This window comes from Allobosea sp. NPDC055353, assembly GCF_053644975.1.
The window spans coordinates 1,376,109-1,393,228 of sequence record NZ_JBSHMC010000002.1 but is presented as its reverse complement, the minus strand read 5'-3'; the positions used below and the strand labels follow the sequence as shown (position 1 = coordinate 1,393,228).

Here is a 17,120-nt window from a genome sequence, read left to right as displayed (position 1 = left end):
CCTCAGGCGTCGTTGCCGGGCTTGGCCTTGGCTCCGGCTGCGGGCTTGGCCGCCGGCGGCTTCGCGGCAGCCTGGGAAGGCTTGGGCTTTGCCGGCAAGGTGCGGGCCGGCGGGGTCTTGAGCGGCTGGGCCTTTGCCGGCTGGGTCTTGGCGGCCTGTGCCTTGCCCGGTCGGGCATTGCGCGAGGCGGGCTTGATGCCGGCGGCCGCGCCGGGGCGCAGGCTCGCGGCATTGGCGGCGCCGGGACGGATGGCGCCCTGGAGGCGCAGCGGGCCGCCTTCGAAGGCATCGGTCGAGGGCTGGACCGGTGCGCTTGCGGGCGCTAAGGCGGTGGTGCCCTGCGGAATCGCGCCATTGCTCGAGGCGGTGCGACGGGTCGGCGGAATGGCGAGGCCGGCGGCGACCGGGGCATCCGGTTCGATCGTCGGGGTACCGCGGGCGACGCGCGAACTCGGCTGCGCCGTGGCATTGGCGGCGAGCGGGGCGGCAGCGGAGCCCGGCGAGCGGCCGAAGGAGACCTGGATCGGGGAGACCTGGGCGCGCGGGCCCAGGGTGATGCGTCCGCGCGGGGAACGGCTCGCGACCGGTGCGGCCGATTGGGTGGTGAAGGCCGTCGCAAAGCGCCCGCCATCGGCGTCGTTGCCGCTACTGGTGGAGGCTGCGGCCGAGATCGGGCCGGAGAGATCGGCATCGTCGGCGAGTGCGGCCCCGCCGCCGCGATGGCGCACGTCGTCGCAGATATTGGGTGCGCGGGTGCCGCTCGGCGGTATCGAGGCAACGCTGTAGCCGGTGCCGCCCCAGGAAGCGAAGCCGGCGTCAAGGAGCTGGGCTGCCTGCACCGTCCGCTCGGCGCCCGAAAGCGAACCCAGGACGATGGCGATCAAGGTGCGCCCGCCGCGGCTCGCCGTGGCGACCACGTTGAAGCCGGAGGCGCAGGTGAAGCCGGTCTTCATGCCACTGATGCCGGAATAGCGCCCGACCAGCCCGTTGGTGTTGTGCATCACCTGCTTGCCGAGCTGCACGGCCGAGGTGCCCCAGTAATCGGAGTAATCAGAGAAATCATGCATCAGTGCCATGGCGAGCACGGCGAGGTCGCGGGCGCTGGTCTGCTGGTCCGGATGGTCCCAGCCATTGGGGTTGACGAAGCGCGTGTCGCGCATGCCGAGGCGCTGGGCTTCCGCATTCATCATGCCGACGAAGGTCGGAACGTCGCCGCCGACGCCCTCGGCCACGACATAGGCGATGTCGTTGGCCGATTTCACCATCATGATGCGCAGCGCGTTGTCGAGCGTGATCTCCGAGCCCGGCTTTGCATAGACCTTCACGCGCGGCTGGCTGGCGGCGAGCTTCGAGACCGGAATAGCGGTCTCCAGGCCGAGACGCCCCTCCCGCACCGCCTTCAGCGCGAGATAGATCGTCATCATCTTGGTCGTCGAGGCCGGACGCCAGGCCCGGTTCGCATTCTCGCTCGACAGCACGGCGCCGCTGGAGGCGTCGATGACGAGGCTGGTACCGGCATGGGCCGGCCCTGTCAGGACGGCGCCGAGGGCGAGGATGGCTGCGAGGCGGGAAGCGATCATCGGGCGGGTCTGAACCTGTCTTGCTCGAGCGGTCTTGCGGATAGCTTGGCCGGTGACGACGGCGCAGGGTTCAACGCGATGCTTGCGGCAATTTCGAGACGGCCGCCACAATCGCCCGCCCATGAATGCATACCTACCCCTTGCGGAGCGATTTGCCTAGCTGCGGCGGGCGGTCCACAAGCGATGCCTCCTTCGCTTTTCTAGGGCTTGTCGCGTGGCTTTCGGCCTTCTCTGGATACCGGCGACCATCATCGCCTCGCTCTTGCAGACCGCGCGCAACCTGGCGCAGCGCTCGCTCACCGAAACCATCGGCGTCGTTGGGGCGACGCAGGTCCGCTTCCTGTTCGGCTTGCCCTTCGCGATGCTGTTCCTGGCGCTCGCCTGCCTCGGCCTGCAGCGATTGCCTCCGGAGATCGGCATGGCCTCGTTCGGCTATACGCTCTGGGGTGCGCTGACGCAGATCGCCGCCACCGCGCTGATGCTGGCAGCGATGCGCGAGCGCTCCTTCGCGGTGACGACGGCCTATACCAAGACCGAGCCGGTGCAGGTCGCGCTGTTCGGCGCGGCGCTGCTCGGCGATGCGCTGACGCCGATGAAATTCCTGGCGATCGCGATCGCGACGGCCGGCGTGATCGTGGTATCTTGGAAGCCCGGCGAGAAACTGACGCGCGCAGGCCTGCGGCCTGCGGTGCTCGGCATCGTCTCCGGCGCCTTTTTCGCGCTCTCGGCGATCGGCTTCCGCGGCGGCATCCAGGCGCTGCCCGAGGGCGAGTTCCTGATTCGGGCCTCGACCATCCTCGTGCTCGGCCTCGGGCTCCAGACGTTCCTGCTTGTGGCCTACATGCTGGTCGCCGACCGGCAGGCGTTGATCCTCAGCCTGAAAAGCTGGCGCCGCTCGCTTTCGGCCGGCTTTCTGGGCGCGGCCGCCTCGCAGTTCTGGTTCATCGGCTTCTCGCTGACGACAGCGGCCAATGTCCGGACGCTGGCGCTGATCGAGGTGCCGCTGGCGCAGATCGCCTCGCGCAAACTGTTCGCGGAGGGGACGAGCCGGCGCGAAATCCTGGGCATGGCGATGATCGTCGGCGGGGTCGGGCTGCTGCTGTCTCTGGCGTTGCGATGAACGGACGGGGCGGCTAGTGCTGAAGGCAGAAGCCCTCGCCAGCCGATCCGTGCACGGCCACCATGCGCGGATACCGGCTTGCCCGGCGGCAGCGGGCTGCCAAAATAACGTGTAGCTGCACATAAGGAGAATTCGCCATGAGCGCTGCGATCGTCGGCTGGGCCCATACACCGTTCGGCAAGCAGGATGCCGAGACCGTCGAAAGCCTGATCGTCCGGGTGGCGACCGAGGCGCTCGTCGATGCCGGCATCACCGCCGACGAGGTCGACGAGATCGTGCTCGGCCATTACAACGCCGGCTTCTCGGCCCAGGATTTCACGGCATCGCTGGTGCTGCAGGCCGACCCGGCGCTGCGCTTCAAGCCGACGACGCGCGTCGAGAACGCCTGCGCCACCGGCTCGGCCGCCGTGCATCAGGGCGTGCGCGCGATCCGGGCGGGCGATGCCAAGGTCGTGCTCGTGGTCGGCGTCGAGCAGATGACCAAGACGCCCGGTCCGGAGATCGGCAAGAACCTGCTGAAAGCGTCCTATCTGCCTGAAGATAGCGAGGTGCAGGGCGGCTTCGCCGGTGTCTTCGGCAAGATCGCGGCGGCCTATTTCCAGCGCCATGGCGACCAGTCCGACGCGCTCGCGATGATCGCGGCGAAGAATCACAAGAACGGCGTGGCGAACCCCTATGCGCAGATGCGCAAGGATCTTGGCTACGCCTTCTGCCGCGAGGAGAGCGAGAAGAACCCCTATGTCGCCGGGCCGCTGAAGCGCACCGACTGCTCGCTGGTCTCGGACGGCGCCGCTGCGCTGGTGCTGGCCGACGAGGAAACGGCGCTCCGGATGCGCCGCGCCGTCGGATTCCGCGGCATGGCCCATGTCCAGGATTTCCTGCCGATGTCGAAGCGCGACATCCTGAAATTCGAGGGTGGCGCGCTCGCCTGGAAGCAGGCGCTGGCCAAGGCCGGCGTCACGCTCGACGATCTCTCCTTCGTCGAGACGCATGACTGCTTCACCATCGCCGAATTGATCGAATACGAGGCGATGGGCCTGACCAAGGAAGGCGACGGCGCCCGCGCCATCAAGGAAGGCTGGACCCAGAAGGACGGCAAGCTGCCGGTCAACGTCTCCGGCGGCCTCAAGGCCAAGGGCCACCCGATCGGCGCGACCGGCGTCTCGATGCATGTGCTCTCGGCCATGCAGCTCACCGGGGAGGCACCGGAAGGCATGCAGCTCAGCGAGCCGCGCCTCGGCGGCATCTTCAACATGGGCGGGGCTGCGGTCGCCAACTACGTCTCCGTGCTCGAACGGATCAAGTGAGGCCGGCTTCCAGGCCAGGACGAGCCCGGAAAGCAGGCTTGCGGCACAGTCCGCCGGATGAAGGCGGACTGTCGTGACGAGCTTCCTGGTCCTGCTGCTGGCCTATATCCTGAGCCAGTTCTTCCGCTCGTTCCTGGCGGTGATCTCCGGGGACCTGACGCGCGACCTCGGCCTCGACCAGGGGCAGCTCGGCAGCCTGCAGGCCGCCTGGCTGATCGCGTTCGCGCTCTCGCAATTCCCGGTCGGGTACGCGCTCGATCGGATCGGCCCGCGGCGGACGCTGGCCGGCTTCCTCCTGGTCGCCGTCGCCGGGACGGTGATCTTCGGCCTGTCGCAGGGCTATGTCTCCGCGCTGACGGCGCTGGCGCTGATCGGCATCGGTTGCGCGCCGATCCTGATGGCCGGTTTCTATCTGGCCGCGCGGCTCTATTCGCCCCGGCATTTCGCCACGATGTCGTCGCTCCTGATCGGTTTCGGCGCCGTCGGCGACCCGCTCAGCGGCGCGCCGCTCGCCTATTTCCTGGCGGCCTATGGCTGGCGCGCGACCGTGTTCGGCCTTGCCGGAATCGTGGCGCTGACGGCCCTGCTCGTGGTGCTGCTGCTGAAGGACCCGCCGCCGCTGCCTGGCGCCGCGCAAAAGCCTGCCTCGTTGCTGGGCGGGATCTGGCAGATGATAACGAAGCGGTCATTGTGGCTGATCTTCCCCTTCACCTTCGTGAGCTATGGCGTGACGATCTCGATCCGCGGCCTGTGGATCGCCCCCTACCTCCAGAGGGTGCACGGCTTCGATCTCGCTGCCACGAGCTATGCGGCCATGGCCATGGGAGGCTTCATCGCGCTGGGGGCGCTGCTGGTGCTGCCGCTCTATCGCCGGATCGGCGCCAAGGCCACGGTCGTGGCCTGTGCGGTGATCGCGGCTTCGGCCTGCTTCGCGCTGGCATTCCGGGGCGCGCAATCGCCTCGTCTCGCGGTCGGCCTGTTGCTCGTCATCGGACTGTTCGGCGTCACCTATGCCGTGGTGATGGCGCATGCGCGCGCCTTCATGTCGCCTCAGGAAATCGGCCGCGGCGTCACCTTCATGAATTTCGTCTTCATGGGCGGGGCCGGCGTCATGCAATGGCTGTCGGGGCGCCTAGTGAACACGCTTGACGGGCATGGCTACGATGCGCCGGCGACTTTCGCCTGGCTGTTCGTCTTCATGGGCGTCGTGCTCGCTGCGACGCTTGCCGTCTACGTCGCCTCGCCGGGGGAATCGAAAGCCGTCGCCCCCGCCGCAAGATAGCTTCCGGATGTTCGGGTCGATCGCCGCTCGAAGCGGTTCTCGACGATCAGCCCTCTCCCGGAGCCTTGGCCGCGATCGCCAGGGCGTGCACGCGGTCGGCCAGTTCCTGCGCCAGTGCCGCGTTGACGAGGCGGTGGCGCTCGAGCCGGCTCTTGCCGGCGAAGGCCTCCGACACGATATCGACCCTGAAATGAGTCTCGCCGCCCTCGCGCCAGCCGCCATGGCCTTGATGCTGGTGCGATTCGTCGATCACCCTGAGCGCCTGTGGCGTAAAGGCCGCGGTCAGCTTTTGCGTGATTCTTTCGCTGATTGAGGTCATGATCGCGCCACCGTTGCCATGATTGTTCTGTCGGTTCGGCGATGCGGTGCATCGCACTTGCCGGCCCTAGCCCTTGCGTCTCATAACCCGTCGACGATGAACATCAACTCTCGCCTTTTCGACAGCATCAGGATCGGAGCTTCCGAGGCGGAAGCGCCCGTGGAAAGCGATGCGCCGCGTTGCAGCCATCCGGGCTGCGCCCGCACCGGCGAGTTCCGGGCGCCGAAGGGCCGCGGCCGCGAAGGCCAGTTCTTCCTGTTCTGCATGGAGCATGTGAAGGCCTATAACGCGACCTACAACTATTTCGCCGGCATGGATGACGATGCGCTTGCCGCTTACGCCAAGCAGGAGGAGATCGGCCACCGGCCGACCTGGAAGCTCGGCGTCAATTCCAAGGCGGCGCGGATGTCGCAGCGCGGGCGCAAGGCCAATGGCGAAGCCAGCGCCGATATGCACGACGCCTTCAACCTGTTCGGCGCCCGCAACAAGCAGCAGGCGGCCCAGCCGGAATCGCGCGTCGGTATCGTGGCGCGCAAGGCGCTGGATACGCTCGGCCTCGACGACACGGCGGATTCCGCCGCGATCAAGGCGCGCTACAAGGAATTGGTGAAGCGCTTCCATCCGGACGCCAATGGTGGCGACCGCTCGCGCGAGGGCACGCTTCAGGAGATCCTGAAGGCCTATCAGCAGCTGAAGAGCGTGGGGATGGTGTAGGCGGAAGGGCGCTGTCATCCCGCACGCGCTGCGGCACGTCAGTGCTGCCGCGCAGATGCGGGACCGTATGACGAGAAGGTGCTTTTTCCTACACGCGGTCCCGTGTCTGCGCAGCGGCGTTGCACGCCGCAGCGCGCACGGGATGACAGCCTTCAGTTGGTTTTCGCCGCCAACCCCGCGACATCGGCGATGATGCCGTCCAGCGCAAAATCCTTCGGCGTATAGACCCGCGCCACGCCCATGTTGCGCAGCGCGTTCTCGTCGTCGGGCGGGATGATGCCGCCGACCACCACGGGCACGTCCATGCCGGCGACACGCAGGCGGGCGGTCACGTCGCGCACCAGCGGCAGATGCGAGCCGGACAGGATCGAGAGCCCGATGATGTCGGCCTGCTGCTCCCTGGCGTCGCTGACGATCTCCTCCGGCGTCTGGCGGATGCCGCCATAGCTGACGCTCATCCCGGCATCGCGGGCACGCACGGCGATCTGCTCGGCGCCGTTGGAATGGCCGTCGAGGCCGGGCTTGCCGACGAGGAAGCGCGGCGCACGGCCGAGCCGTTCGGTCGCCTTCTCCACGGCGGCCCTGGCAGTGGCGAGCCTGGTCGCGTCGCCCAGCTTCTTCGTATCGACCCCGGTCGGGGCACGGTACTCGCCGAAGATTTCGCGTAGCGTCTGCGCCCATTCGCCGGTGGTGACGCCGGCCTTGGCGCAGGCGATCGAGGCCGGCATGACATTGCGGTTCTCGCGGGCACTGGCCGCAAGCTCTGCGAGTGCTGCTTCGGCCGCCGTGGCATCGCGGGCGGAGCGCCAGGCCTTCAGCCGCGCGATCGCCTCGGTCTCGACCGAATCCGGCACGGTGACGACGTTGCCCTCGCCGGCCGAGAGCGGGGAGGGCTCGCTATTGGTGAACTTGTTGACGCCGACGACGACCTGCTCGCCGCGCTCGATCGCCTCGATGCGGCGCGCGCCGTTCTCGACCAGCGCCTGCTTCATGTAGCCGCTCTCGACGGCGGCGAGCGCGCCGCCCATGTCGTCGATCTTGGCGAGTTCCTCCAGCGCTGCGGCCTTGAGCTCCGCCACCTTGGCATCGACCACGGTCGAGCCGTCGAAGATGTCGCCGAATTCGAGCAGGTCGGTCTCATAGGCCAGCACTTGCTGCATGCGCAGCGACCATTGCTGGTCGAACGGGCGGGGCAGGCCGAGCGCCTCGTTCCAGGCCGGGAGCTGCACGGCGCGCGCGCGGGCCTTTTTGGACAGGGTCACCGCCAGCATCTCGATCAGGATGCGGTAGACGTTGTTCTCGGGCTGCGGCTCGGTCAGCCCCAGCGAATTGACCTGCACGCCGTAGCGGAAGCGCCGCATCGCCTCATCGGCGATGCCGTAGCGGCCGAGCGTGATCTCGTCCCAGAGCTCGACGAACGCCCGCATCTTGCAGAGCTCGGTGACGAAGCGCATCCCGGCATTCACGAAGAAGGAGATGCGCCCGACCGTGCCGGGGAATTCTTCGCCTGAGACTTCCGGCCGGGCGCGGATCGAATCGAGCAGGGCGATCGCGGTCGCCAGCGCGAAGGAGAGTTCCTGCACCGGTGAGGCGCCGGCCTCCTGCAGGTGGTAGGAGCAAACGTTTGTCGGGTTCCATTTCGGCAATTCGCTGGCCGTGAACACGACGATGTCGGTGGTGAGCTGCATCGAGGGGCGTGGCGGGAAGACATAGGTGCCGCGCGACAGGTACTCTTTCACGAGGTCGTTCTGGGTCGTGCCCTGCAGCAGCTTGCGGTCGGCGCCCTGCTCGTCGGCGACGGCGATATAGAGCGAGAGCAGCCAGGCCGCCGTCGCGTTGATCGTCATCGAGGTGTTCATCTGCGCCAGCGGGATCTGGTCGAACAGCGCCCGCATATCGCCGAGATGGGAGATCGGCACGCCGACCTTGCCGACCTCGCCGCGCGACAGGACATGGTCGGGATCGTAGCCGGTCTGCGTCGGCAGGTCGAAAGCGACGGAGAGGCCGGTCTGGCCCTTGGCGAGATTGCCGCGATAGAGCTTGTTGGACTCCGCCGCGTCGGAATGGCCCGCATAGGTGCGGAAGATCCACGGCTTGTCGCGCTGGGCCGTCTCCCGGCCGCCCTTGTCAGTCGCGGTCATGGCGTCTCCCCGTATTGCAGAGCAATCTGAATGTTGCACTGCGGCGAAGATAACGCCAGAGCTGCGGTTGTGTCCCCTGCGACGTTAGGCTGACGACGCCTCGGGTCGCTCGCGCGGTCCCTCAGGATGTGAGGGTTGTGAGAGCGGCCAGCAGGCTTGCGGGGTTACCGCGAGGACAGGCTGCCCCTGATATCGGAGGCCCGCAGCAGCGCGACGCGGCGGTCGTCCTTCGGCGGGGCGACAAAGGCACGCAAGGGCGCCTTGGGCAGGTCGAGATCGAGCGGGCGGCCGGGCGGCAGGGGCGCGTTCTTGACCAGCGTCACGATCGGGTTCTCGAGCGCGGGCAGCTTCGGCGCGGGCGTCTCGGGCGCGAAGGCGAGCGGGGCCGAGGCGAAAGAGGCCGCGGTGGTTGCGGACGAAGACGCCGTCGTGAGCGGCGCGGAGGTGGTGGAAGCCGAGGCGAGCTGGACCGCCGGCTCCTCGATGCGGCGGCGCTCGGGGCGCTCGCCCTTGACATAGAAGGCGTTGCCGCCGGCCACGGTCACGTAATGCATGTTCTTGTAGCCGAAGCGCAGGCCGGCCATGTGGAAGTGCTTGGCCGCGCCGACAGCCTCGTTGCGGCGGCCGTTGAGGATGTCCTCGGCGATGGCCTCGACCTTCGGCAGGACGCTGTCCGTCATCGGGCGGGTGAGGACGCCGGCGGCGAACTGGCGGGGCGCGCCGACCACGCCGCAGATCGTCTCGGGGTATTTGGCCGCTTCGACCCGGTTCATCACGACCGTTCCGACGCCGAGCAGGCCGGACTCGCTCGACCGGTTCGATTCGAAATACATCGCGCGGACGAGGCATTCCTTCTCGCGCGGATTGGCCTTGGCCAGCGCGACCGCATGCCTGCGGGCCTTGGCGGGCTCCTTCACCGCGGGAGCCGCCGCTGCGGAGGTCGCGGCCGTCTCGACCGGGGACATGCTGCAGGCGCCGAGAGCCGGAGCCGCCAGCGCAATCAGAAGCGGGATCGCCTTGCTGCCATGCCGGGATTTCTCACCGGAACGAAGACCATGCGCAGCGATCGCGGTCCGCTTCATGCGGCAACCTCCTGAATTCCGGACCCGTGATCGCCGAGGGCGGCAAACCGGTATTGCCGGCAAGGAACCGCGAATTCCTTAACAGAAAGTTAATCCGGGACGGAAGAGGGGAAGCGGGGCAGAGCGCCCCGAGACGCCTTCCGGCGGGAGGCGCCCGACCGATAGCGCCTTGTTACAGAACGAAAAAATTTACGCGGCAGCGCCGAAAAATTTCATTCGGGCAGCCTCGCCCTGCATGCCGAAACCGCAATATCGGCACTGATGAAAGTCGCCGCGAGCGCAGCTTTGTGATCGGAAAAGACCAAGGAACGTTTCAGTTCCCCGATCCGGGCAGGCGCGGCAACGGCAGGAACTCGACGCCTTCCTCATGCAGCATCCGGGCATCGTCCGGCGTCGCCTCGCCATAGATGGCGCGCTCTTCCGCTTCCCCGTGATGGATTTTCAGCGCCTCGTCGGCAAAGCGCTTGCCGACATGCTCGGCGTTCTCGCTGACCTGCCGGTGCAGTGCCGTCACCATCTCGCGGAAGGCCCGCTCCTTCTCGCTCATCAGCGCGACCGGTGTCGGGGCGGGTGCAGGAGCAGGAACTGCCGCTTCAGCCAAGGGCTCGGGCGGCTTCGGGCCGAGATCGGTGCGCGCGACGCGGGGCGCCATGATGGCGCGCCCGACCTTCCCGCTGTCGCAGACCGGGCAGGTCACGAAGCCGCGCTTCGCCTGATCCTCGTAGCCGGCCGAGGAGGCGAACCAGCTCTCGAATTCATGGGCATTGTCGCAGATGAGGGCGTAACGGATCATGTCGTCATAGATGGTGATGCGAAGCCGCCAAGGCAATCGGGGCAGCGGGCGAGGACCCTTCCGGCATCAGGCCGCAAGGAGCTTGTCGAGTTCGCCGCGGGCGTCGAGCGCGTGGATATCGTCGGAACCGCCGACATGCTGCTCGCCGATGAAGATCTGCGGCACCGAGGTGCGTCCGCCGGCGCGCGCCGTCATGGCCTGGCGCAATTCCGGCTTGCCGTCGACGTCGATCTCGGTGAAAGCCACGTCCTTGCGCGCCAGCAGGGCCTTGGCCGCCTTGCAATAGGGGCACCAGGGCGTGGTGTAGATCGTGACCGGCGACATGGGGGCATCTCTCTCGTTTCGATGGGGGTCATGTAGTGCCTTCCCGGCCATCCGTCACGACCCGTGCGAAGGTCAGCACGTCGACGGCGCTCGCGCCGGCCCGCAGCAGGGCGCGCGAGGCGGCATTCACCGTCGCGCCGGTGGTCAGCACGTCGTCGACCAGCAGGGCGCGCCGGCCTTCGACAAGTCCGCGCATCGCTGCCGGTATGTGGAAAGCACCTTGCAGATTATCGGCGCGCTGGGCGCGCGTCAGCCCGACCTGCTGCCGGGTGCGCCTGACCCGGATCAATGCCGTCGTGGCGAGCGGCAGCCTGGCCTCGCGGGCAACCACCTGTGCCAGGGCCGCGGACTGGTTGAACCGCCGGCGCCAGAGCCGGGTCCGGTGGAGCGGCACCGGCAGGATCAGATCGGCATCGCCGATGAGCTCGCGGCCGGCTTGCGCCATCATCCGGCCGAGCGTCAGCGAGAGCTCGACGCGGTCGCCGTATTTCAGGCGATGGACCAGTTCGCGCGCCGTGCCATCGAAGCGGCAGACGGCGCGCGCGCGGGCGAAGACGGGCGGATCGGCGATCGCAGCCGGCGAGAGCAGGCCGGGGCCGAGATCGACGGGAAACGGCGTGCCCAGCCGCTCGCAATAGGGCCGCTCGATGAAGCCGACGCCGCGCCAGCACGCCGGGCACAGCGCCTGTGCTTCTCCGGTGGCGGCCCGGCAGGCGATGCAGGTCGGCGGGTAGACGATGCCGAGCAGGCCGTGCAGGCCCGCCCGAAGGGCAAGCCGTGTGCGCTTCAAGGAATCGCGCAGGGTCCTGTCCACCGATCGCGTGTGCCCGGTCACACGAGCCTCGTCGGCGGCCACGTCGCGAACCGGGGTCTCGATCTGCCACTCCGCCATGGGCGCGCCGCCGTCCGACCGTCGAAGCCGGCCGGCTCATGCCGACCGGGATCGCCGCAGCATCAGGCTTCCTGCGCGGGAGGGCAACTGCGGACGACGACGGGGTTATCGGAAAACGCCGTTCTTCGGATGGTCGCGGCCGGCGGGCCTCGCCGGATTGGCCCCTGCTTGTCGACGACCTGCATGGCTTTCCGCAGGGCACCGAGCGGGCCTGGCATCTTTATGCGCGAACGATGCAAAAAGCTGTTGCGGTGGCGCGGCTGTCCGACTACACAGGCGCCCTCGGCCAGCGCTGCTCCCTTCGTCTAGCGGTCTAGGACGTCGCCCTCTCACGGCGAAAACAGGGGTTCGAGTCCCCTAGGGAGCGCCAACGATTTCAAGGGCTTAGTGCCGAAGCCCCCTAATCAATCCAGAATGAAGCCAGAGAGCCTAAGCGGCCGATCTAATTAGGCTACTGGCTTGGTGGCCGAGCATGCGAGCGAGATTGATCGCGTCGCACTAGGTGCTCCGCAACATCCCAATGGCTCCTGTGCGTCGAGCTGCTTGTCCGCGTCGGTTAGATCAGCCGTTCAATGACAGCCTCGAACTTGAACTCATTGAGCATCGGGAGAGCCTTTCGCGATATCGATAATCCCCATTCCGGTTTGCTTTTAAGTTCGCCACCGTATGGACGATCACAAAACATAACGTCGGGTGTTGCCCATCGCAGCGACGGGACAAGAAATAGCTCGGGCTCTCGCCCTTCGAAAAAGAGTGCCAAGCCAAGCAGATTGTCATCGCGAAGGTCGAATTTTGCCTTCTGCATAAAAACGTAGGCGCTGGGCTTCTGAGCATCAATGCGCGCCGATTTTATCTGGATTTCCCGGAAAGGCCCCTTGCCGTGACGAACGACGAAGTCGATCCCTCTATCGTCGACCTCCGTCGAATAAACTTGGAACCCCGCCATCGTGAATTCCATCTTGAAAAAGTACTCCGCGTAGGCACCGACCTGCTGCTTATTCAGCTTGCTCCACGCATGCCGACGGGAATTGGTGAGGTCTCGCAAATCATTCATCGTAGCCGCCTTGTTCGCCTCGTGCCCGGCTGGCGCTGTTGCGCCTCCGCCTGATTGGGGTCGAGTAGCCAGTGCGTCAACACGCCGGTGCGACGGTGGAGGCTCGCCGGGGCCTCGAAAAGATGGGCAGAGGCAGCACCGCGGGCAAACGCGCCGATTGACTCCTTCGTTCGGTTTGTTCTCTTAATGTTCTCATTGTCGAGGACGCAAACCATGTCAGCTCAGCCAGCCGATCAGCATGTTGCAGACACCACGCTAGAGGCCGAAGTCGCTGGGCTGGTCGCGGATTTGATGGAAGAACACGGCTCGGAAGCAGCAGCCCTGCGAGCCTTGGCGCACGATTTCATTGTCCTGTTGGCCGATGCTGATCGCTCTGTGTCGCGAGGCTTTCTGCGCGGTCTCTTCTCACAAGGGGCTCGGCCCGTCCGCGATCAGGAATCGTGAGCGAGCCACCGGGACCGCATACTACGTTGGAGTTCTTTCCTTGGATCGTCGTACGCTTCAGGTGCCAGAGGTGCCGGCGTTATGGCGACGCGCGCCTTGCCAAGCTGGCCGAGAAGTTCGGCGCGGCCGAGACGATTGGAACGCTGATCAGCCGCTTTCAGGCGACCTGCCCAAGCCGGCCGAGATCGAAGGGCGGTCGTCTGGTGGCTGACCGGCAGTTCGCGTGCGGGGGGTATTGCCTGGACTTGAAGACGAACCCGCCGCCCGACCTGCCGCCGTCAATGCGTGGGCTCACCTTGATTGCAGGAGGCAAGGCGGACATGTTTCCTGCCGATCCGGCACCGGCCGAGCGCGGGCGTCGTGTCGGCGGCGAGGAGTAGCGCTTATGTGCGGTCGGTTTTCGCAAGCCTATAGCTGGGACGAGATCGTGGCTTTCAGCCAGCCGCTGACGGTGCCTGCCAATCGGCCGAATCTCCGAGCGCGCTACAACATCAGCCCGACGACCGAGATCGACATGATCGTGTTGAACGAGGCTGGCGAGCGTGAGCTGCGCAAGGCGCGCTGGGGCCTAATCCCCGGCTGGTGGAAAAAGACGGCGCGCGAGACCGGCTCTACGTTCAATGCCCGGATCGAGGGCGCGGACACCAGCGCCTTCTTCCGCTCAGCGTGGGGCAAGCGCCGCTGCATCATCCCAGCCAGTGCGTTCTATGAGTGGACCGGCCCGAAGGGCGAGCGCATCCCGCATAGAATCAGCGCGGCAGATGGCGGCCTGATGGGCTTCGCCGGCCTATGGGATCGCTGGACGGACACGCAGGCGGGCGAGGAAATCATCTCCTGCACAATGATCACCCGTGCGGCGAACAAGTGGATGGAGGCGATCCACGGCCGTATGCCAGCGATGCTGCGGCCAAAGGATTTTCAAGCCTGGTTGGACGGCAGCGGCGGCAAGGAATTGCTGATGGAGCCGCCGCCAGAGCTGCGCGAGTGGATCGTGTCGACCCGCGTCAATAGCAGCCGCACGCCCGACGATGACCCGACGCTCGCCGATCCCGTTGAGCCGGCGGCGGCGCCTGAGCCTCCGCCGCCCGAACCGCCGAAGCAGGGCGACCTGTTTTGATGGGCCATTGGCAGCAGATCGGACACGACAATGCCGAGGAGCGGGCAAGGCGGGCGGCGTTGCCCTCGTGGCGAAAGGCGATGCGTCGGCATGCAGAGGCGGCGCTTGTGGCGGCGGCTTGGGTCGTGGCCGGCGCGCTTGTCTGGATGATGCCGCTCGGCCGCTGATGGGGAACGCGGGGCTTGCGGTAGAGAGTGTTGCTACCGCTTCCCAAGCTGACGCTGGGGCTATCTCGCGTCGCTTTACGAAACCTGCATTACGAGGCTCAAAACGTCTTACTCAGGTTCCGGCGGGGTTAAGATGAAAATGGCAGTCTTTCCCGGGGGAGGAACGGCCATGTCATTTCGTCGGGATCTGGCCAACATGAGCAAAGCTCAATGGGCGATCGTCTGCGTCAGTGCATTCGTTGTGTCGATGGGCGCAAGCATGGGCTTGCTAACGCCTTCGCCTCATCAGCTTGATCGGGTAAGGCTGGCGCTGACTGAGCCGTTTCAGTCGCGTGCCTCAGGTCCGGCCGTGAGCGAGATTGAGGTCATCAGACCTTCATCGTCGATATCTTCGATGGCGACGCATTTTCCACTATGTGGCGGTCGCCCCTCCGATTGCGTCGTCGACGGTGACACGTTCTGGTATCGGGGGTCGAAGATCAGGATTGCCGACATTGATGCGCCAGAGATCGGTGGCGCAAAGTGTGCCAGCGAGCGCGCATTGGGAGAGCGAGCAAAGCTGCGCTTGGCCGAGCTTCTTTCGAGCGCTTCTTTCGAACTCGCCAGCTATGAGAGCCGCGACCGAGATCAGTATGGGCGTTTACTCCGTGTGGCATATCGCGGCTCGGAATCGATCGGCGGCATCCTAGTTTCCGAGGGGCTTGCTCGACCATGGACGGGACGCCGGCGTCCATGGTGCTGACCAGATGCTTGCGACGGCGGGACAATCTCGACGGAACGCCTTTATTCATCGCAACCGGTGTCGGGACAGAAGGCCCGGCTAAATTTTTGGCACACCCGCAGAACAAGATTTCTGGCGAGGCATCCAGCCGTAGCCGAGCGTGTCAGCGGCCTGCGCATAACAGCTTCCTTCGATTTGCTTGGAGGCTGCCGGGAGCGGTGAAAGCGATCCCGCTCCCGGCGCCATCAACTGGCCGCATGCCCGCCAGAGGCTCGGCCAGCGAGCGTGTCAGGCGGCGCGGCGCCCCTTCAGGCTGGTGGCGATGGCTTCCAGCTCGGCGGTCGAGAGCTTGTTCAGCTCACGGAGAGCTGCGCCGCGCCGGGCGATGGTATCAGGCAAGCCGCCATTGGTCGGCTGAGCCGTCATCGCGGTGAGGGTCGGGCAATAGGGGCCATGGTGATTGCCAATGAAGTGGTCGCGGATGGCCTTGCGCTTCGCCTCGTCCAGATCGGTTTCGCTGGCCGCAAATGCATTGGCCTCGAAGAGCGTGATGCCGGTGGCATCCGACAGCGAAGCGACCAAGCCCTCCATTCGCGGGCGATTAAACATCGACCGCAGCTCGTGGATGGCATGCCATGCGGTGAGCGTGGCGATTTGCTCGTCGGTCAGGCTGAGGCCGAGTTCCGCGAAGTCGATCAGATCGTCGCGATTGACGCCTGCGGCAGTGGCAAGTTTGACCCGCTCGGCGCGGGTCAGGCTGATGATGTCGTCTTTCAGACGGGACATTTGGCGGGGTCCTTATGCGTACTTGATCGGATATTTTTTGAAGAAGTCTCCGAAGCGGCCGGCGTAGCGAGCTGTCGCTGCGGCCTGCTCCGCGAACATCTCGCGATAGTCCTCCGGCCACAGATGCTCGTTGCGGTCTGCGAAGGTGATCAGGCATTCGGCATTGGCCGGATGCTTCGTCAGGCTGACCTCGGTGAGCCGAGCCCGCGTGATGATTGTGGCGCGGCCGATTTCCATCCCGACAACGTCGACGGCGCCGACGCTGAAACCGGCCTGCTCGCCATCCTTCAGGCTGTCGAGCAGAGCCGAGACACCCGCCATCTTGCGGTCGACGCTGGCGATGATGCGGAGCGAGTTGTCTTGCTGATACAGGGCAAGGATGCGCCCGGCCGGCTGCTTGAATTCATGGCTGAGCAGGAGCGGGATGTTTTCAGCGCCACGCTCACGGATCGAGGCATCGAAGGCGCCGGCAACGATGATCGAGCCAACCAGGTCAAGCGAGGAAGTGGAAGCGATGCCGTGGACGATCACTTGCCCGACTCCTCTTTGAGCAGGGCATTGACGATGAACAGCACCGTCTCCCGGCTGGCGCCGAATTCGGTACGTATCGTCAGAAAGAAAGCCTCGCGGGCGACATCGTTGGCGAGAGCGGCAAAGCGCGCCGTGCGATCCTCGACCAGAGCGCTCAGCTCTTCCGGCAGCTCGACATTGCCGAGCCATGCCTGTGCGAGATTGAGCACTTCGCGGCCGATGCTGAAGCTCGGCACATCGGCGGTGTTCATGAGGCCGGGAAGCAAGCACATGAACGCTTCAGCGCTCTTGCCCTGAAGCTTCCGCTGAATGTATGAAGCTACGCGGGACGCTTTGTTGCGAGAGTTAAGATAATCGCCAGAGGAGATACGCTTTTCGAACTGAGAGCGTGAGAGTTTCATGGCCTGATCCAAGGTATCAGTGATCCCTTGGAGCCGTAATTGCCTCAGCAACGGACCCGATGGGACGCAGATGCTCGCCGCAAGGGCGGGCTTTCCTATTAAGGATCAGAGATGCTTTGCCTTGGCACGCAAGAATTTTAGGTATATTTGCGAATTATTGCGAAGGTAGAGGGGCCATGATTGGGTGCCGAGAGACTACGGTCTGGCCCGAAGCTGAACGAGCCGACCCGCGATGCGCTTAAATCGTTGATTTCGCTAGAGGTTGCCTAGTGCTGGTTTCGCCGTGGGACGGCGCGTTCTGCGATCGTGTGCTTTTGTTTGGAAGGGAAGAGCCCTAATCAGTTT

Annotated in this window: 20 protein-coding genes and 1 tRNA gene; 10 read left to right on the top strand and 11 right to left on the bottom strand. The window is 65.8% G+C overall.

All coding sequences use genetic code 11. The features are described from left to right. Window positions 1-2: 2 nt before the first annotated feature. Window positions 3-1,580: a D-alanyl-D-alanine carboxypeptidase family protein gene (locus ACWIEX_RS19975; protein WP_454034709.1), complete on the bottom strand. Its 1,578-nt coding sequence runs from the start codon at window positions 1,578-1,580 to the stop codon at window positions 3-5. Between the two features lie 214 nt (window positions 1,581-1,794). Here ACWIEX_RS19975 and ACWIEX_RS19970 point away from each other — a divergent pair, with 214 nt between their 5' ends. From ACWIEX_RS19970 to ACWIEX_RS19960, 3 genes are all read left to right on the top strand, one after another. Continuing rightward, the gene (locus tag ACWIEX_RS19970; RefSeq protein ID WP_454034708.1) at window positions 1,795-2,700 is read left to right on the top strand and encodes an EamA family transporter; all 906 of its coding nucleotides are present in this window, start codon (window positions 1,795-1,797) and stop codon (window positions 2,698-2,700) included. A 137-nt stretch (window positions 2,701-2,837) separates the two neighbouring features. After that, window positions 2,838-4,007, top strand: a complete 1,170-nt coding sequence (locus tag ACWIEX_RS19965; RefSeq protein WP_454034707.1) for an acetyl-CoA acetyltransferase — start codon at window positions 2,838-2,840, stop codon at window positions 4,005-4,007. A 73-nt stretch (window positions 4,008-4,080) separates the two neighbouring features. After that, complete coding sequence (locus tag ACWIEX_RS19960; RefSeq protein ID WP_454034706.1) at window positions 4,081-5,289, top strand: MFS transporter; 1,209 nt, start codon at window positions 4,081-4,083, stop codon at window positions 5,287-5,289. Window positions 5,290-5,335: 46 nt separating this feature from the next. On the opposite strand, the gene ACWIEX_RS19955 is transcribed toward ACWIEX_RS19960, so the two are convergent. Continuing rightward, complete coding sequence (locus tag ACWIEX_RS19955; RefSeq protein WP_454034705.1) at window positions 5,336-5,608, bottom strand: BolA family protein; 273 nt, start codon at window positions 5,606-5,608, stop codon at window positions 5,336-5,338. A gap of 159 nt (window positions 5,609-5,767) precedes the next feature. On the opposite strand from ACWIEX_RS19955, the gene ACWIEX_RS19950 reads away from it, so the two are divergent. Beyond that, a complete protein-coding gene (locus tag ACWIEX_RS19950; RefSeq protein ID WP_454034704.1) occupies window positions 5,768-6,322 on the top strand; it encodes a J domain-containing protein in 555 nt (184 codons plus the stop codon). Window positions 6,323-6,474: 152 nt separating this feature from the next. On the opposite strand, the gene ACWIEX_RS19945 is transcribed toward ACWIEX_RS19950, so the two are convergent. From ACWIEX_RS19945 to ACWIEX_RS19925, 5 genes are all read right to left on the bottom strand, one after another. Beyond that, entirely contained in the window at window positions 6,475-8,463 is a 1,989-nt protein-coding gene (locus tag ACWIEX_RS19945; protein ID WP_454034703.1) for a methylmalonyl-CoA mutase family protein, read from the bottom strand. Between the two features lie 164 nt (window positions 8,464-8,627). Then, window positions 8,628-9,545, bottom strand: a complete 918-nt coding sequence (locus ACWIEX_RS19940; protein ID WP_454034702.1) for a cell wall hydrolase — start codon at window positions 9,543-9,545, stop codon at window positions 8,628-8,630. Between the two features lie 313 nt (window positions 9,546-9,858). After that, the gene (locus tag ACWIEX_RS19935; protein ID WP_454034701.1) at window positions 9,859-10,338 is read right to left on the bottom strand and encodes a DUF1178 family protein; all 480 of its coding nucleotides are present in this window, start codon (window positions 10,336-10,338) and stop codon (window positions 9,859-9,861) included. 66 nt (window positions 10,339-10,404) lie between these two features. After that, entirely contained in the window at window positions 10,405-10,662 is a 258-nt protein-coding gene (gene grxC, locus ACWIEX_RS19930; RefSeq protein WP_454034700.1) for a glutaredoxin 3, read from the bottom strand. Window positions 10,663-10,690: 28 nt separating this feature from the next. Continuing rightward, the gene (locus tag ACWIEX_RS19925; protein ID WP_454034699.1) at window positions 10,691-11,554 is read right to left on the bottom strand and encodes a ComF family protein; all 864 of its coding nucleotides are present in this window, start codon (window positions 11,552-11,554) and stop codon (window positions 10,691-10,693) included. 38 nt (window positions 11,555-11,592) lie between these two features. On the opposite strand from ACWIEX_RS19925, the gene ACWIEX_RS19920 reads away from it, so the two are divergent. Next, window positions 11,593-11,871, top strand: a complete 279-nt coding sequence (locus ACWIEX_RS19920) for a hypothetical protein (protein ID WP_454034698.1) — start codon at window positions 11,593-11,595, stop codon at window positions 11,869-11,871. Next, window positions 11,849-11,924 (top strand) — tRNA-Glu (locus tag ACWIEX_RS19915). The genes ACWIEX_RS19920 and ACWIEX_RS19915 overlap by 23 nt, the downstream gene beginning before the upstream one ends. Before the next feature lie 186 nt (window positions 11,925-12,110). Here the strand turns inward: ACWIEX_RS19915 and ACWIEX_RS19910 are convergent. Further along, the gene (locus tag ACWIEX_RS19910) at window positions 12,111-12,608 is read right to left on the bottom strand and encodes a hypothetical protein (protein ID WP_454034697.1); all 498 of its coding nucleotides are present in this window, start codon (window positions 12,606-12,608) and stop codon (window positions 12,111-12,113) included. Window positions 12,609-12,821: 213 nt separating this feature from the next. On the opposite strand from ACWIEX_RS19910, the gene ACWIEX_RS19905 reads away from it, so the two are divergent. The 4 genes from ACWIEX_RS19905 to ACWIEX_RS19890 all read left to right on the top strand — a co-directional run bounded on the left by ACWIEX_RS19905 (window position 12,822) and on the right by ACWIEX_RS19890 (window position 15,078). Then, a complete protein-coding gene (locus ACWIEX_RS19905) occupies window positions 12,822-13,052 on the top strand; it encodes a hypothetical protein (RefSeq protein ID WP_454034696.1) in 231 nt (76 codons plus the stop codon). 26 nt (window positions 13,053-13,078) lie between these two features. Further along, entirely contained in the window at window positions 13,079-13,432 is a 354-nt protein-coding gene (locus tag ACWIEX_RS19900) for a hypothetical protein (RefSeq protein WP_454034695.1), read from the top strand. Window positions 13,433-13,437: 5 nt separating this feature from the next. Beyond that, window positions 13,438-14,169, top strand: a complete 732-nt coding sequence (locus tag ACWIEX_RS19895) for an SOS response-associated peptidase (protein WP_454034694.1) — start codon at window positions 13,438-13,440, stop codon at window positions 14,167-14,169. A gap of 336 nt (window positions 14,170-14,505) precedes the next feature. Further along, on the top strand, window positions 14,506-15,078 hold the full coding sequence (locus ACWIEX_RS19890) for a thermonuclease family protein (protein ID WP_454034693.1): 573 nt from the start codon (window positions 14,506-14,508) through the stop codon (window positions 15,076-15,078). A gap of 267 nt (window positions 15,079-15,345) precedes the next feature. On the opposite strand, the gene ACWIEX_RS19885 is transcribed toward ACWIEX_RS19890, so the two are convergent. The 3 genes from ACWIEX_RS19885 to ACWIEX_RS19875 are packed head-to-tail and all read right to left on the bottom strand — an operon-like array spanning window position 15,346 to window position 16,775. Continuing rightward, complete coding sequence (locus ACWIEX_RS19885; protein ID WP_454034692.1) at window positions 15,346-15,843, bottom strand: hypothetical protein; 498 nt, start codon at window positions 15,841-15,843, stop codon at window positions 15,346-15,348. Window positions 15,844-15,855: 12 nt separating this feature from the next. Then, window positions 15,856-16,374: an HK97 family phage prohead protease gene (locus tag ACWIEX_RS19880; RefSeq protein WP_454034691.1), complete on the bottom strand. Its 519-nt coding sequence runs from the start codon at window positions 16,372-16,374 to the stop codon at window positions 15,856-15,858. Further along, complete coding sequence (locus tag ACWIEX_RS19875) at window positions 16,371-16,775, bottom strand: hypothetical protein (protein WP_454034690.1); 405 nt, start codon at window positions 16,773-16,775, stop codon at window positions 16,371-16,373. Before ACWIEX_RS19875 ends, ACWIEX_RS19880 begins: the two co-directional genes overlap by 4 nt. Window positions 16,776-17,120: the final 345 nt, after the last annotated feature.

Coding starts and splice junctions, on each gene's coding strand:
- ACWIEX_RS19955 (WP_454034705.1), bottom strand. CDS start 5,608: ATGACCTCAATCAGCGAAAGAATCACGCAAAAGCTGACCGCGGCCTTT.
- ACWIEX_RS19885 (WP_454034692.1), bottom strand. CDS start 15,843: ATGTCCCGTCTGAAAGACGACATCATCAGCCTGACCCGCGCCGAGCGG.
- ACWIEX_RS19910 (WP_454034697.1), bottom strand. CDS start 12,608: ATGAATGATTTGCGAGACCTCACCAATTCCCGTCGGCATGCGTGGAGC.
- ACWIEX_RS19965 (WP_454034707.1), top strand. CDS start 2,838: ATGAGCGCTGCGATCGTCGGCTGGGCCCATACACCGTTCGGCAAGCAG.
- ACWIEX_RS19920 (WP_454034698.1), top strand. CDS start 11,593: ATGCCGACCGGGATCGCCGCAGCATCAGGCTTCCTGCGCGGGAGGGCA.
- ACWIEX_RS19890 (WP_454034693.1), top strand. CDS start 14,506: ATGTCATTTCGTCGGGATCTGGCCAACATGAGCAAAGCTCAATGGGCG.
- ACWIEX_RS19905 (WP_454034696.1), top strand. CDS start 12,822: ATGTCAGCTCAGCCAGCCGATCAGCATGTTGCAGACACCACGCTAGAG.
- ACWIEX_RS19935 (WP_454034701.1), bottom strand. CDS start 10,338: ATGATCCGTTACGCCCTCATCTGCGACAATGCCCATGAATTCGAGAGC.
- ACWIEX_RS19940 (WP_454034702.1), bottom strand. CDS start 9,545: ATGAAGCGGACCGCGATCGCTGCGCATGGTCTTCGTTCCGGTGAGAAA.
- ACWIEX_RS19895 (WP_454034694.1), top strand. CDS start 13,438: ATGTGCGGTCGGTTTTCGCAAGCCTATAGCTGGGACGAGATCGTGGCT.
- ACWIEX_RS19975 (WP_454034709.1), bottom strand. CDS start 1,580: ATGATCGCTTCCCGCCTCGCAGCCATCCTCGCCCTCGGCGCCGTCCTG.
- ACWIEX_RS19875 (WP_454034690.1), bottom strand. CDS start 16,775: ATGAAACTCTCACGCTCTCAGTTCGAAAAGCGTATCTCCTCTGGCGAT.
- grxC (WP_454034700.1), bottom strand. CDS start 10,662: ATGTCGCCGGTCACGATCTACACCACGCCCTGGTGCCCCTATTGCAAG.
- ACWIEX_RS19945 (WP_454034703.1), bottom strand. CDS start 8,463: ATGACCGCGACTGACAAGGGCGGCCGGGAGACGGCCCAGCGCGACAAG.
- ACWIEX_RS19925 (WP_454034699.1), bottom strand. CDS start 11,554: ATGGCGGAGTGGCAGATCGAGACCCCGGTTCGCGACGTGGCCGCCGAC.